The sequence below is a fragment of the Rhodococcus sp. DMU1 genome, assembly GCF_012272955.1.
Taxonomy (GTDB): Bacteria; Actinomycetota; Actinomycetes; order Mycobacteriales; family Mycobacteriaceae; genus Rhodococcus; species Rhodococcus aetherivorans.
The window spans coordinates 4,297,747-4,311,401 of the sequence record NZ_CP050952.1 but is presented as its reverse complement, the minus strand read 5'-3'; the positions used below and the strand labels follow the sequence as shown (position 1 = coordinate 4,311,401).

Below are 13,655 nucleotides of genomic sequence, written 5' to 3'. Positions count from 1 at the left end.
TCGTACTCACGAGTCACATTACGGAGGCAGTGGAAGTGGTTGCAGCTCTGGATGATGCCCTGCTCGGCGCCGACAAGGTCCCGGCGGTTGTCGCCGATGTCGAGGCGCTGATCGACGCCGAGGTGTCGGACAAGAAGGGCGCGTCGGGTCTCGCGCTCAAGGCCGGCTACGCGGCGGTGACGAAGCTCGGCCCGTCGATCGTGCCCAGCGCCGTCGAGGGGCTGCTGCCGGAGTTCGTCGCCAAGATCCAGCCGTTCTGGCAGGACTACGCGGGCAACGGTGCGTTCGCCGACTACCTCACCGCCCGCGGTGAGACGGTGGCGGACGCGCTGCTCGGTGTGACGGACGCGCGCATCGAGGCCTCGTCGCGCACGGCGATCAAGAAGGTCTACGAGAAGCTGCGCCCGTCGGCGCAGAAGCACGTCGTCGAGGCCCTGCCGCGCGTGGGCGCGCTGGTGCAGAAGCACGCCGGCTGAGACACCCGGTGTCTTTCCGGACCGGTCGCGGTCCGGAAAGACACCACCCTCAATAACTGGCGGCGCACCCTCAATAACTGGCGGCGCCGAACTTCCAGTAGCCGGTGAACGTCACGGCGGACTTCGCGAGGCCCCGCTCCCGCACCAGGTGCCGGCGCAGCGACGTCACGAGTCCCGATTCGCCCGCCAGGAACGCGTATCCCGGCCCGTCGGGCAGCGCGCCGGCCCGCACGGCCTCGAGCACGTGCGGCCCGGGCGGCGCGTGCCGCCCGGGCCGCACCACCGTGTGCAGCCGGACGCCCGGACCGGGGACGATCTCCTGGGCGGCGACGTCGCCGGCATCGTCCACCTCCACGAACACCTCGGTGGGCACCGCGTGGTGCCGCCCGGCGGACGACGCGAGGATCCCCGCGATCGCGGGCAGCGCGCTCTCGTCGGCGACGAGGATCTGCCAGCGCGCCTCGGTGGGGCGGTGGTACATGATGCCCTCGTCCAGCAGCGCCAGTTCGGCGCCCGGCTGCGCGGTGCGCGCCCACTGCGATGCCGGTCCCGTGTCGCCGTGGGTGGCGAAGTCGATGTCCAGTTCGGCCGTGTCGCCGTACCGGCCCGCGCCCGCCTCCCGGTAGCGACGGATCGTGTAGTTGCGCAGGATCGGCTGGACGGCCTCGGGCATGGCTCGCATCTCGGGCCACCACTGCGGGCCCGCCGTGGCCGGCAGTGTCAGCGACCGTTGGCCGGGGGCCGGGAAGAACAGCCGGAACCACTGGTCGAACCCCATGGGTGCGATCCGCCCGACGTTCGCGCCGCCCACGGTCACCCGCACGAAGCTCGGCCCGATTCGTTCGGTGGCGAGCACCCGGCCGGTGACGATCTCGCGGCTCGCCGGGGCGATGCGGGTGGTCTTGGTGCGCACGGCCATACGAACCTCCGTCGGAATTAGCGGAGGCTAACCTATCATTCGGGGCGGTCGAGGTGACGCACCGCGGGGGTGAGGCCCCATTCGTTGCGACCCAGCCGGCTCGCCGGCGCCAGGGCCGCGAAGTCCGGCATCCCGTCCTCGGCCAGCACGTCGGTCCGGACCGACACGGCCACCACGTCGCCCATCACCACGAAGCAGTCCCCGACTTCGATCACCCGGTGCAGGGTGCACTCGATCGCCGCCGGCGCTTCCGCGACCCGGGGCGGATGGACCCGTTCGCTGCGCTCGGGCCGCAAGCCCACCGCCGCGAACTCGTCCACGTCGTGCGCAAAGCCCGCCGACGTCGCGTTGACCCGTTCCATCAGCGGCACGGTTGCGACGTTGATCACGAACTCGCCGGTCTCCTCGATGTTGCGGAGGCTGTCCTTGCGCCCGACCGAGGTGAACTGCACCACCGGCGGCGTGACCGCGGCGACGGTGAAGAAGCTGTACGGCGCGACGTTGGGCACTCCGTCCGCCGACACGGTGGACACCCATGCGATCGGCCGCGGCACGATCGTGGCGGTCATCAGTCGGTAGAAGCGGCCGGTGCCCAGCTCGGTGGGATCGAAGACGGTGCGCATCGCCCCATTCTTGCTGTGACCCTCGTCCCGCACCGCCCGGGGCATCGGGGGCGTACCGCCCGGGGCATCGGGGGCGTACCGCCCGGGGCACTACTCTGGGTGCCGTGAACCCGTCCACCGCCCAGGCGACCGCCGTCGTCGACGAACTCGCCCGAGGCGGCGTCCGCGACGTCGTGCTGTGCCCCGGCTCGCGCAACGCGCCGCTGGCCTTCGCGCTGCAGGCCGCCGACAATGCGGGCCGGCTGCGGCTGCACATGCGCATCGACGAACGCACCGCCGGCTTCCTCGCGATCGGGCTGTCCGTCGCCTCCGGCCGGCCGGTGCCCGTCGTGATGACCTCCGGCACCGCCGTCGCCAACCTCGCGCCGGCCGTGCTCGAGGCCAACTACGCTCGGGTGCCGCTCGTGGTGCTCAGCGCCAACCGCCCCTACGAGCTCCTCGGCACCGGCGCCAACCAGACCGTCGAACAGCTCGGCATGTTCGGCACCCAGGTCCGCGCCACCATCAGCCTCGGCCTGGCCGAAGGGATCGAGCAGAACAGCGAGTGGCGCTCCGCGGTCAGCCGCGTCCTCGCCGCCGCCCGCGGCACCCGCTCCGGCAACGCCGGGCCCGTCCACTTCGACATCCCGCTGCGCGAGCCGCTCGTCCCGGACGTCCACCCCCAGGGCCCGGTCCCCGAGGGCCGCCCCGACGGCAGCGCCTGGACCACCACCGTGCACGCCACCCTCGACGTGCCGATGGAGCTCGACATCACCGCCGACACCGTGGTGATCTCCGGCCACGGCTCCGCCTACCGGCCCGAGCTGTCGGAATTGCCCACCGTGGCCGAACCCACCGCGCCGCTCCACGGTGTCCCCCTGCACCCGATGGCGCTGCCGCAGCTGAAGCCGCGGCAGGCGATCATCACCGGCCGGCCCACCCTGCACCGGCCGGTGTCCAAGCTGCTCGCCGACCCGGCGGTGGCCGTATACGCGCTCACCACCGGCCCCCGCTGGCCCGACGTGTCCGGCAACGTCCTCGCCACCGGCACGCGCGCCGTCGTCACCGGCAGTCCCGACCCGGCCTGGCTGGACCGCTGCCGGAACCTGTCCGCCCACACCGACAAGGCGGTGCGCGCCCAGCTCGACGCCCACCCGAAGCCGACCGGACTGCACGTCGCGGCGGCGGTCACCGACGCGCTGCGCGACGGGGACCAGCTGCTGCTCGGCGCCTCCAACCCGGTGCGCGACGCGGCGCTGGTGAGCTACCCCCGCGACGGGGTGAAGGTGCTCTCCAACCGCGGCGTCGCCGGCATCGACGGCACCGTGTCGACCGCCGTCGGCGCCGCCCTGGCCTACCAGCAGGGCCGCACCGTCGCCCTGATGGGCGACCTGACGTTCCTGCACGACGCGTCCGGCCTGCTGATCGGCACCGCCGAACCGCGCCCGCAGAACCTGACCGTCGTCGTCGCCAACGACGACGGCGGCGGCATCTTCGAGCTGCTCGAGCAGGGCGACCCGCAGTACGCCGGCGTGTTCGAGCGCGTGTTCGGCACTCCGCACGGCATGGATCTCGCCGCGCTGTGCGCCGCCTACCGGGTGCCGCACGAGCGGGTGGACCTGTCCGCGCTGACGGCCGCGCTGGCCGACCGGACCGCGCCCACCGGCGGCATCCGGGTGCTCGAGGTGATCACCGACCGCTCCGGCCTGCGGGAACTGCACGCGGCCGTGCGTGCCCAGCTGTGACGGACGCATGAGCGGGATCGACAAGGCACGTCGTGCGGTACTCGCCGTCGCCGTCGGCATCTCGGTGCTCACCGCGATCCTGGTGCTCGGCGCGTGGCGCAACGATCACCTCATCGGCTCCGACATGGGCACCGCCACCGCCGAGGTGCTCTCCGCGGGCTCGCTGCGCTCGGCGATCAGCTTCGTCACCCCCGACGGCGTCACCCACAACCCCGAACTCGGCGTGCTGTACCCCACGGGTCTGACCGCGGGCCAGCGGATCGCCGTCGAATACTCCCGCGCCGACCCGGACCTCGTGCGGGTCACCGGCCGTGACGTGCGCGTCGCACTCGTACCCGCGGCCTCGGTGATCGTGGTGACCTGGCTGATCGCGACCCCCGTGCTGACCTACCTCCGCCGGCGCAGCGCCGCCGCGGCCTAGAAGATTCGCCGGAACTTCGCCCGGCGGACACCTCGGCCACTTCCCACCGACCGGCCGCGCCGCGATGCTGGACCGGTGCGAGTAGCCATCGTCGCGGAATCCTTCCTCCCGAACGTCAACGGCGTCACCAACTCGGTGTTGCGCGTGCTCGAGCACCTCGACCGCCACGGCCACGAGGCCCTGGTCGTCGCTCCCGACACCGTCGCCGGACAGCCCCCGGCCCCCACCCAGCACGACGGGATCCCGGTGCACCGCGTGCCGGCGGTGCACGTCCCGAGGGTCAGCTCCCTGCCCGTGGGCCTGCCGCAGCCGGCGCTCACCGGCATCCTGCGCGGCTTCGCCCCCGACGTCGTGCACCTGGCGTCGCCGTTCCTGCTCGGCGCCGGCGGCCTCGGCGCCGCTCGCCGGCTCGACCTGCCCACCGTCGCGGTCTACCAGACCGACGTCGCCGGATTCGCGTCCAGCTACGGGCTCGGGCTCGCGGCCCGCGCCGCCTGGCAGTGGACGCGCCGAATCCACCGCGCGTGCGACCGCACCCTCGCACCCTCGACGGCGGCCGCCGCGGACCTCGCCGCACACGGCGTCCCGCGGGTACACCGCTGGGCGCGGGGCGTCGACACCGTGCGTTTCACCCCGGCCCGGCGCAGCGCCGCCCTGCGCCGGACATGGTCGCCCGACGGCCGGCTCGTGGTGGGCTTCGTGGGGCGGCTCGCCCCGGAGAAGCACGTCGAACGACTCGCGGGCCTGGCAGCCGACCCCCGCTACCGGCTCGTCGTCGTCGGCGACGGCCCCGAGCGCGCCCGTCTCGAACCGCTCCTGCCCGGGGCGGTGTTCACCGGTCACCTCGGCGGCGACGCGCTGGCCGACGCCTACGCGAGCCTCGACGTGTTCGTCCACCCGGGCGAGCACGAGACGTTCTGCCAGGCCGTGCAGGAGGCGCTCGCCAGCGGCGTTCCGGTGATCGCACCCGACGCGGGCGGCCCGCGCGATCTCGTCGCCCACTGCCGCAACGGGTACCGGCTGCCGGTCGACGGGTTCGCCGAGCTGCTGCCGGGCGCGGTGGGCGCGCTCGCCGATCCGATGCTGCGGGACCGGTTCGGCGCGGCCGCGCGACGCAGCGTCCTCGGCCGCACCTGGCCCGCGGTGTGCCACGAACTGCTCGGGCACTACGAACAGGTCTGCTCGGTCCGGCCGGGCACGCTGCGGCGCAGCGCGTAGCGGTAACGTTTCGACCGTGGCAACTACTCACGGGTCGCGGGCCTCGCTCGCGAAGGATCCGCGCGAGGTCGCGTCGATGTTCGACGGCGTCGCCCAGCGATACGACATCACCAACACCGTGCTGTCCTTCGGGCAGGACCGCAGCTGGCGGCGCGCCACCCGGGCGGCACTGGACCTGCAGCCGGGGGAGCGGGTCCTCGACCTCGCCGCCGGCACCGGGGTGTCGACGGTGGAGCTCGGCCGGTCCGGCGCCTGGGTGGTGGCCACCGACTTCTCCAAGGGCATGCTGCAGGCGGGCGCGTTCCGGCAGGTGCCGATGGTCGCGGGCGACGCGATGCGCCTGCCCTTCGCCGACGCGGTGTTCGACGCCGCCACGATCTCGTTCGGCCTGCGCAACGTCTCCGACTTCGACGCCGGCCTGCGGGAGATCGCGCGGGTGACCAAGCCCGGAGGCCGCCTCGTGGTGTGCGAGTTCGCCACGCCCGTCTCGGCCCCGCTGCGCGTGCTCTATCTCGAGTACCTGATGCGGGCACTGCCGCGGGTCGCGCGGACCGTCAGCAGCAACCCCGACGCCTACGTCTACCTCGCCGAGTCGATCCGCGCGTGGCCCACGCAGGCCGAGCTCGCCGAGCGGATCCAGACCGCCGGCTGGCGGTCGGTGCAATGGCGCAACCTCACCGGCGGGATCGTGGCCCTGCACCGGGCGGTGCGCTGACCGCACCGTTCGGCCGGCGGGGTCAGGCGAAGAGCGGCCGGCGGTCCCACCGCAGCGACGCGCCGCCCCCGGCCCGCCACGCGCGCGCGACGAGATCCTCGTCGCGCTCGGTGACCAGGTTGCCCATGACCCGGACGGCCACCGTCATCAGCGCCGTCGAGCCCATCCCGACGGGCCCGGTGGCCGGCAGGAACCGCGGCAGCGTCAGCAGGCCGGCCAGCCGCCGGGCCGCGGAGAACGCCCGGCCGTAGCGTTCGCGCAGCAGAGCCGGCCACAGCTGCGTGAGGTCGTCCGCGCCGAGGACGCCGGCGACGAGCCGCCCACCCTCGAGGCCGTAATCGATGCCCTCGCCGTTGAGCGGGTTCACGCACGCCGCGGCATCACCGATCAGGGCCCAGTTCCGGCCCGCCACCCCGGACACCGCACCGCCCATCGGCAGCAGCGCCGACGCCACGCGGGTGGTCTCGCCGAGGCCCCACTCGCCGCGGCGCCGCGACGCGTAGAGCTCGATCAGCGGCCGCAGCGATCCGGCGGCCGGTCGCTTCGCGGTCGCGAGAGTACCCACGCCGATGTTGACCTCGCCGGTACCCAGTGGGAACACCCAGCCGTAGCCCGGGTGCAGCGCGCCTGCGTCGTCGCGTAACTCCAGGTGCGACGTGATCCACGGGTCGTCGCTGCGGGGGGAGGTGGCGTAGGCGCGGGCCGCGACACCGTACGCCGTGTCGCGGTGCCACTGCCGGCCGAGCAGCTTGCCCAGCGGGGACCGGACCCCGTCCGCCACGACGAGCCGCTCGCACGCGACGGTGCGCCGACCGCCCGCGGTCGCGAAGGTCACACCGGTCACCCGCGACTCGTCGCGCTCGACGGCGACGGCCTTGGCGCCCTCGGCCATACCGGCGCCCGACTCGACGGCGGCCCGGCGGATCCGGTCGTCGAGTTCGGTGCGCGGCACGGCGCTGCCCTGCGCCGGGAAGGAACCCGACGGCCACGGCAGCTCGAGGCTGCGGCCGAAACCCTCGAGCCGCAGGCCGCGGTTGACGGTGCGCGTGCGCACCCAGTCGCCGAGGCCGAGCCGGTCGAGCTCGGCCACCGCCCGCGGCGTCAGGCCGTCGCCGCACGTCTTGTCCCGGGGGAAGGTCGCGGCGTCGACGAGCAGCACGTCGCGCCCGGCGCGGGCCGCCCAGGCGGCGGCTGCCGACCCTGCGGGACCTGCGCCGACGACGAGCACGTCGGTACGGTCGGGGATCTCGGAAAGGTTGTGCCGCGGTTCGGACGCAGCGTGTTCTGCCACCACGGCTCCATCTTTCCAGGCACGGCTTCGGTGCCTCGGGGAGGTAGCCGCCCGGCGGAGCGGCTAGGTTCACTACCGTGGAGCCGATTCGACAGCGGACAGCAACAGCCGGGTCGACAGAACAGGATGGGTATCTCATCGTGAGCACTGAAGGGGCGGCGCAGTCCGCCGGTCCGTCCGGCGCGACGTCGGACACGGTGGTGGCCGGGGTGGACCTCGGCGATCCGGTCCTGGCGGCCGCCGTCCGGGACGGCCTCGCCCGGGTCGAGGAACTGCTGATCTCGGAGCTGTCCGACGGCGAGGACTTCCTGACCGAGGTCGCGCTGCATCTCGCCAAGGCAGGCGGCAAGCGGTTCCGTCCGCTGTTCACGCTCCTCACCGCCCAGCTCGGGCCGGAGCCGGACGATGCGGCGGTCGTCACGGCGGCGACCGCGGTCGAACTGGTGCACCTGGCCACGCTGTACCACGACGACGTGATGGACGAGGCCACCATGCGCCGGGGGGCGCCCAGCGCCAACGCGCGGTGGAGCAACAGCGTCGCCATCCTCGCCGGGGACTTCCTGTTCGCCCACGCGTCGCGGCTGGTGTCGACCCTCGGCCCCGACGCCGTGCGGACCATCGCCGAGACGTTCGCCGAACTCGTGACCGGGCAGATGCGAGAGACCATCGGCACCGGGAAGGAACGCGACCCGGTCGAGCACTACCTCAAGGTGGTGTGGGAGAAGACCGGCTCGCTGATCGCGACGAGCGGGCGGTTCGGCGGGACGTTCTCCGGCGCGGATGCGAAACAGATCGCACAACTGGAACGGCTCGGCGACGCCGTCGGCACCGCGTTCCAGATCGCCGACGACATCATCGACATCTCGTCGGCCTCGGTGGAGTCCGGCAAGACTCCGGGAACGGACCTGCGTGAGGGGGTCCACACCCTTCCGGTGCTCTACGCCTTCCGCGAGTCCGGACCCGAGGCCGACCGGCTGCGGGAACTGCTGGCCGGGCCGGTGGAGGACGAGGCCGCCGTCGACGAGGCCCTGATGCTGCTGGCACGGTCGCCGGGGATGGCCGCCGCGAAGCGGACGCTGGGCGAGTACGCGGACAAGGCCCGCGCGGAGCTGGCGTCGCTGCCGCCGGGACCGGCGAACGAGGCCCTGCGACGGCTCGTCGACTACACGATTGCGCGCGTGGGGTAGACCCGGAAGCCGGGACGGCCGTTGCGGGGAGTGACGGTGGGGAACCCGCTCCCCGCCCTGTTTCGTTGAACATTCGAGCAAGATCGACGAATCGGGAAGAGGCGTGACGTGCACGGGTATGCGAACCGGCTGAAGACGGCGGGGCTCCTCATCGGGATGTCCGCCCTCATCGTGTTCATCGGCGCCCTGTTCCGGAACCCGACGATCCTGATCGGCTCGATCGTTCTCGCCGTCGGGATGAACGCCTACGCGTACTTCAACAGCGACAAGCTGGCGCTGCGTGCGATGCACGCCCAACCGATCACCGAGGTGGAGGCGCCGGTGGTGTACCGGATCGTGCGCGAGCTCGCGACCACGGCCCATCAGCCGATGCCCCGGCTGTACATCAGCCCGACCAATGCGCCCAACGCGTTCGCGACGGGCCGCGATCCCCGCCACGCGGCGGTGTGCTGCACCACCGGAATCCTGCAGATCCTGAACGAGCGGGAGCTGCGCGCCGTGCTCGGGCACGAGCTGTCGCACGTCTACAACCGGGACATCCTGATCTCGTCGGTGGCCGGGGCGATGGCGGCGGTGATCTCGGGGCTGGCGAATCTCGCACTGTTCGCGAACATGTTCGGCAACCGCGACCAGGGCACCAATCCGCTGGCTCTGCTGCTGGTGTCGCTGCTCGGGCCCATCGCGGCCACGGTCGTCCGGCTCGCCGTGTCGCGCTCGCGCGAGTATCAGGCGGATCAGTCCGGCGCCGAACTCACCGGCGATCCGCTGGCGCTGGCGTCGGCGCTGCGCAAGCTCGAGCGGGGCACCCAGGCGGCGCCGCTGCCGCCCGAACCCCGGATCGCCGCGCAGTCGCACATGATGATCGCCAACCCGTTCCGGGCGGGGGAGCGGGTGAGCCGGTTGTTCTCGACCCACCCGCCCATGGCCGAGCGCATCGACCGGCTCGAGCGCATGGCCCGCGGCGGGTAGCGCCCCGGGGGCCTACCGGTAGTTGACGAACTGCAGCGCGATGTCGAGGTCGGCGTTCTTGAGCAGTGCGATCACGGCCTGCAGGTCGTCGCGCTTCTTGCTGCTCACGCGCAGCTCCTCGCCCTGGATCTGCGCCTTGACACCCTTCGGGCCCTCGTCGCGGATCAGCTTGGAGATCTTCTTGGCGTTCTCGGTGCTGATGCCCTGCACCAGGGATCCGCTGATCTTGTAGACCTTGCCGGACTGGGTGGGCTCGCCGGCGTCGAATGACTTGAGGGAGAGATTGCGGCGGATCAGCTTCTCCTTGAACACCTCGAGGGCGGCATTGACGCGCTCCTCCGTGTCGGCGGTCAGGGTGACGGACTCCTCGCCGCTCCACTCGATGCTCGCCCCGGTGTTGCGGAAGTCGAAGCGGGTGCCGAGTTCCTTGGCGGCCTGGTTCAGCGCGTTGTCCACCTCCTGCCGGTCGACCTTGCTCACCACATCGAACGACGAATCAGCCACGAGCACTCCACTTCGGATCGGTTCTGTACGGGTTGCCGCCCCGACGCTATCGGGTGGCGCAGTGCCGCTGTCCACCCGGTTTGCACAACAGGGGGGTGTGCGTTGTATTGTTTCAAACGCGCCAGGGACACGGTCCCGATCGCGCCCGGCAGGTTGCCCGAGCGGCCAATGGGAGCGGACTGTAAATCCGTCGGCTTACGCCTACGTAGGTTCGAATCCTACACCTGCCACCAGAACGGCCCCGATCCGAACGGATCGGGGCCGTTCTGCATTGCAGCCGTTCGGGTACCGGGACGTCGTCCGTGCCGGGTCCCGCCGGCGCTCGAGGGCAGGGCCCGTGCCGGGGCGGGGCAGGGGAGCACCTCGCCGGATGCGCGCGGAAGCCGCCGGAAAGCCGATTTATGGCCCCTGAGCTGCTGATTTTGTTCCTGCAGAGGAGTGTGTGTAATCTTTTGGAGGCCGCAGCGAGCAGAGATGCTCACGGTGGTCGCGCCCCCTTAGCTCAGTCGGCAGAGCGTTTCCATGGTAAGGAAAAGGTCGACGGTTCGATTCCGTCAGGGGGCTCGCTGGATTGTGGTGCCGCCGTTGTTCGCGACACTCGACACCGAGGCGGTGTAGCTCAGTTGGTAGAGCAAACGACTCATAATCGTTGCGTCGCCGGTTCAAGTCCGGTCACCGCTACCAAAGTTGAATGAACCACCCTGATCGTCGTTGATCAGATTGACGCGAAAGAAGGCATCCCGTGGCCTCCTCAACCGACGTTCGGCCGAAGATCACCCTGGCCTGCGAGGTGTGCAAGCACCGCAACTACATCACGAAGAAGAACCGTCGCAACGACCCCGACCGGTTGGAGCTGAAGAAGTTCTGCCCCAACTGCGGCACTCATCGCGCCCACCGCGAGTCGAAGTAGTCGTACAGGGTCGACGTCGACGCGTGAGCTCTCCGCAAACTCGCCCACGCCGGCCGGCGTCCGGGCGAATTTGCGGGAGTTTTGCGTATGACGGGCATATCCGTGAGTGAAGAATCGGTCGTGGACGGCACCGAACAGGCCGGGATCCAGTTCGATGCAGCGGCACATGCGGCCTCGATGGTCGGCCATCACTATCGTGTCGAGGACTTCTACGAGGTCGGGCGCGAGAAGGTCCGCGAGTACGCGCGTGCCGTGCTGGACAACAATCCGGCGCACCACGACGAGGAAGCGGCCAAGGGCCTCGGCTACGACGGCCTCGTCGCTCCGCTGACCTTCGTCTCCATCGTCGGCATGATCGCCCAGCGCAAGCTGTTCGACGAGGTCGTCACCGGATACGACCTCAGCCAGATCATGCAGACGGACCAGCGGCTGGTGTTCCACCGGCCCATCCAGGTGGGCGATCGACTGTTCTGCGACGTGTACCTCGACGACTTCCGTCAGGCCGCCGGCAGCGACATCATCACCACCAAGAACATCATCACGGATCAGCACGACAACGTCGTGATGACCACGTGGACCACCCTGGTGGGCCGCACCGGTGGCGAGGTGGACGAGAACATCGCCCACGCAGTCAAGGATGTGATGATGCATGTCGCTCCGTAGGTTCGAGGACGTCTCGGTCGGGGAGGAGCTGCCCGCGCGGGTGGTCACGCTCACCCGCGGCAACCTCGTGAACTACGCGGGTGTGTCGGGTGATCCCAACCCGATCCACTGGAGCGACGAGGTCGCCAAGCTCGCCGGCTTGCGCGATGTGGTCGGCCACGGCATGCTCTCCATGGGCATCGCGGCCGGCTTCGTCACCGACTGGCTCGGTGACCCAGGAGCGGTGACCGAGTACAACGTTCGGTTCACCAGTCCGGTCTACGTCGAGGCCCATCGGGCCGCCGAGGTGGAGTTCTCCGGCAAGGTCAAGTCGGTGGACGCGGACAGCAAGACAGCAGTGGTCGCGATCGTGGCAAAGTCCGAAGGGCGTAAGATCTTCGGGCGGGCCACGGCAACGGTCCGTCTGGCCTGACCGGCCGGGCGGATTGGGTTTGTCCCGGGGCTATGAAGTACACTAAGACTTCTGGGATCGCATAGCGCAGCGCGCTGCTCTCGAGGACCTCCACGGTCCGCGGGGTGGCGCGCATGTCATGTGGTCGCAGATGGGTCGATCGAAACGCCGGTTCCCGGCGGAGGCATCGACCAAAGGGGCGTAGCTCAATTGGCAGAGCAGCGGTCTCCAAAACCGCAGGTTGCAGGTTCAAGTCCTGTCGCCCCTGCCCCCGGACGGCCAGCGACCGAGAGGAACGATGTGAGCGAGGAGCGCGGTAAGCGCGACGGCGGTACTGCAGGGACTTCCAACCCTGTCGACGCCGGATCGGCGACCGACGCGACCCCCGACGTTTCCTCCGCGTCCGCTGCTCCCACCGGCAAGAGGTCCCAGCGGCGTTCGGCCGCTCCTGCGTCGACCGCGGTGGCTGCCACCCGGCGGCCCGATTCGAAGGCGGCAGCCAAGTCCGCCTCCCGCTCCGGTGCCCAAGGCACGGAGAACATCTTCAAGCGCCTGCGGCGCTTCTTCCGTGAGGTCCTCGCCGAGCTCCGCAAGGTGATCTGGCCGAATCGCAAGCAGCTGGTCACGTACACGACCGTCGTCGTGGTCTTCGTGGCGGTCATGACCGCGCTCATCTTTGGATTGGATCTGGCGTTCGTGAAGGGCGTCAGCTGGTTGTTCGGTTAGCGCGTCAGCGTGCCGGCGAATGTGATCGACGAGAGGAAAGTGCCCGGTGAGCACCCCCGAGAACGACTCCTACGAGCCCTCGGCCGAAGAGCGCGTTTCGGACGAGGTCTTTGTTGACGACTCCGTGACCGCGGACGCGGCCGACGAGTCGGCAGAGGCGGGCATCGAAACCGACGAGACGTCCGGCGACGAGCCCGAAGCGCCCGTGGAGGCACAGGCCGACGAGGTGGCCGAAGAGGCACCGGCCGAAGAGGCACCGGCCGAGGAGGTCGATCCGGCGGAGGCCCTCGAGAAGCAGCTGCGGCTCGAGCCCGGCGACTGGTACGTCGTGCACTCCTACGCCGGCTACGAGAACAAGGTCAAGGCCAACCTCGAGACCCGCGTGCAGAACCTGGACCTGAGCGAGTACATCTTCCAGGTCGAGGTGCCCACCGAAGAGGTCACCGAGATCAAGAACGGCCAGCGCAAGCAGGTCAACCGCAAGGTCCTGCCGGGCTACATCCTGGTGCGCATGGAGCTGAACGACGAGTCGTGGGGCGCGGTGCGCAACACCCCCGGCGTCACCGGGTTCGTGGGTGCCACCTCGCGCCCGTCGCCGCTGACGATCAAAGAGGTCGTGAAGTTCCTGCTGCCGCAGCAGGCGAAGAAGAAGCCCGCCGCAGCCGCCGCCACGACCGCCGAGGGCGCCGCGACCGCCGTCAAGCCTGCCATCGAGGTGGACTTCGAGGTCGGCGAGTCCGTCACCGTGATGGACGGACCGTTCGCGACGCTGCCGGCTTCGATCAGCGAGGTCAACGCCGAGCAGCAGAAGCTCAAGGTCCTGGTGTCGATCTTCGGTCGTGAGACCCCGGTGGAGCTGTCCTTCAACCAGGTGTCGAAGATCTGAGGGTCCGACCCACTCAAGCTTGCGATAGCAGT

The 13,655-nt window shown here is 70.6% G+C and carries 16 protein-coding genes and 4 tRNA genes; 16 read left to right on the top strand and 4 right to left on the bottom strand.

Annotation, left to right across the window (positions count from 1 at the left end):
* Positions 1 to 35: 35 nt before the first annotated feature.
* On the top strand, positions 36 to 476 hold the full coding sequence (locus HFP48_RS19625) for a hypothetical protein (RefSeq protein ID WP_006940846.1): 441 nt from the start codon (positions 36 to 38) through the stop codon (positions 474 to 476).
* A gap of 70 nt (positions 477 to 546) precedes the next feature.
* On the opposite strand, the gene HFP48_RS19620 is transcribed toward HFP48_RS19625, so the two are convergent.
* Together HFP48_RS19620 and HFP48_RS19615 are read right to left on the bottom strand one after the other, a co-directional pair.
* Positions 547 to 1,395 (bottom strand): siderophore-interacting protein, encoded by an 849-nt coding sequence (locus HFP48_RS19620; protein WP_006940848.1) that lies wholly within the window; start codon positions 1,393 to 1,395, stop codon positions 547 to 549.
* A gap of 35 nt (positions 1,396 to 1,430) precedes the next feature.
* A complete protein-coding gene (locus tag HFP48_RS19615) occupies positions 1,431 to 2,018 on the bottom strand; it encodes a flavin reductase family protein (RefSeq protein WP_029545089.1) in 588 nt (195 codons plus the stop codon).
* A gap of 104 nt (positions 2,019 to 2,122) precedes the next feature.
* Between HFP48_RS19615 and menD the strand changes: the two genes are divergently transcribed.
* From menD to HFP48_RS19595, 4 genes are all read left to right on the top strand, one after another.
* Positions 2,123 to 3,742: a 2-succinyl-5-enolpyruvyl-6-hydroxy-3-cyclohexene-1-carboxylic-acid synthase gene (gene menD, locus HFP48_RS19610; RefSeq protein WP_006940852.1), complete on the top strand. Its 1,620-nt coding sequence runs from the start codon at positions 2,123 to 2,125 to the stop codon at positions 3,740 to 3,742.
* A 7-nt stretch (positions 3,743 to 3,749) separates the two neighbouring features.
* The gene (locus HFP48_RS19605) at positions 3,750 to 4,163 is read left to right on the top strand and encodes a DUF3592 domain-containing protein (protein ID WP_043802286.1); all 414 of its coding nucleotides are present in this window, start codon (positions 3,750 to 3,752) and stop codon (positions 4,161 to 4,163) included.
* 75 nt (positions 4,164 to 4,238) lie between these two features.
* Entirely contained in the window at positions 4,239 to 5,381 is a 1,143-nt protein-coding gene (locus tag HFP48_RS19600) for a glycosyltransferase family 1 protein (protein ID WP_168579894.1), read from the top strand.
* Between the two features lie 16 nt (positions 5,382 to 5,397).
* Positions 5,398 to 6,096 (top strand): demethylmenaquinone methyltransferase, encoded by a 699-nt coding sequence (locus tag HFP48_RS19595; protein ID WP_006940858.1) that lies wholly within the window; start codon positions 5,398 to 5,400, stop codon positions 6,094 to 6,096.
* A gap of 22 nt (positions 6,097 to 6,118) precedes the next feature.
* Here the strand turns inward: HFP48_RS19595 and HFP48_RS19590 are convergent, their stop codons facing one another.
* On the bottom strand, positions 6,119 to 7,390 hold the full coding sequence (locus tag HFP48_RS19590; RefSeq protein WP_050035601.1) for a geranylgeranyl reductase family protein: 1,272 nt from the start codon (positions 7,388 to 7,390) through the stop codon (positions 6,119 to 6,121).
* Positions 7,391 to 7,527: 137 nt separating this feature from the next.
* On the opposite strand from HFP48_RS19590, the gene HFP48_RS19585 reads away from it, so the two are divergent.
* Complete coding sequence (locus tag HFP48_RS19585; protein ID WP_072635738.1) at positions 7,528 to 8,574, top strand: polyprenyl synthetase family protein; 1,047 nt, start codon at positions 7,528 to 7,530, stop codon at positions 8,572 to 8,574.
* Between the two features lie 108 nt (positions 8,575 to 8,682).
* Complete coding sequence (gene htpX / locus HFP48_RS19580; protein WP_006940863.1) at positions 8,683 to 9,543, top strand: zinc metalloprotease HtpX; 861 nt, start codon at positions 8,683 to 8,685, stop codon at positions 9,541 to 9,543.
* 12 nt (positions 9,544 to 9,555) lie between these two features.
* On the opposite strand, the gene HFP48_RS19575 is transcribed toward htpX, so the two are convergent.
* Positions 9,556 to 10,047, bottom strand: coding sequence for a YajQ family cyclic di-GMP-binding protein (locus HFP48_RS19575; RefSeq protein ID WP_006940864.1), 492 nt, complete (start codon positions 10,045 to 10,047; stop codon positions 9,556 to 9,558).
* A gap of 147 nt (positions 10,048 to 10,194) precedes the next feature.
* On the opposite strand from HFP48_RS19575, the gene HFP48_RS19570 reads away from it, so the two are divergent.
* The 9 genes from HFP48_RS19570 (at position 10,195) to nusG (ending at position 13,623) form a co-directional block, all read left to right on the top strand.
* Positions 10,195 to 10,280 (top strand) — tRNA-Tyr (locus tag HFP48_RS19570).
* A gap of 258 nt (positions 10,281 to 10,538) precedes the next feature.
* Positions 10,539 to 10,611 (top strand) — tRNA-Thr (locus HFP48_RS19565).
* A 44-nt stretch (positions 10,612 to 10,655) separates the two neighbouring features.
* A tRNA-Met gene (locus HFP48_RS19560) sits at positions 10,656 to 10,731 on the top strand.
* A gap of 58 nt (positions 10,732 to 10,789) precedes the next feature.
* Positions 10,790 to 10,957, top strand: a complete 168-nt coding sequence (rpmG, locus tag HFP48_RS19555) for a 50S ribosomal protein L33 (RefSeq protein WP_003937613.1) — start codon at positions 10,790 to 10,792, stop codon at positions 10,955 to 10,957.
* An 87-nt stretch (positions 10,958 to 11,044) separates the two neighbouring features.
* Positions 11,045 to 11,620 carry a (3R)-hydroxyacyl-ACP dehydratase subunit HadA gene (hadA, locus tag HFP48_RS19550; RefSeq protein ID WP_006940869.1) on the top strand — a complete coding sequence of 192 codons (576 nt, stop codon included), beginning with the start codon at positions 11,045 to 11,047 and terminating at the stop codon, positions 11,618 to 11,620.
* Complete coding sequence (gene hadB / locus HFP48_RS19545; RefSeq protein ID WP_006940870.1) at positions 11,607 to 12,032, top strand: (3R)-hydroxyacyl-ACP dehydratase subunit HadB; 426 nt, start codon at positions 11,607 to 11,609, stop codon at positions 12,030 to 12,032. The genes hadA and hadB overlap by 14 nt, the downstream gene beginning before the upstream one ends.
* Before the next feature lie 174 nt (positions 12,033 to 12,206).
* A tRNA-Trp gene (locus tag HFP48_RS19540) sits at positions 12,207 to 12,279 on the top strand.
* A gap of 32 nt (positions 12,280 to 12,311) precedes the next feature.
* Complete coding sequence (secE, locus tag HFP48_RS19535) at positions 12,312 to 12,737, top strand: preprotein translocase subunit SecE (protein ID WP_006940872.1); 426 nt, start codon at positions 12,312 to 12,314, stop codon at positions 12,735 to 12,737.
* A gap of 46 nt (positions 12,738 to 12,783) precedes the next feature.
* Positions 12,784 to 13,623 (top strand): transcription termination/antitermination protein NusG, encoded by an 840-nt coding sequence (nusG, locus tag HFP48_RS19530; RefSeq protein WP_006940874.1) that lies wholly within the window; start codon positions 12,784 to 12,786, stop codon positions 13,621 to 13,623.
* The last annotated feature ends 32 nt before the right edge of the window (positions 13,624 to 13,655 follow it).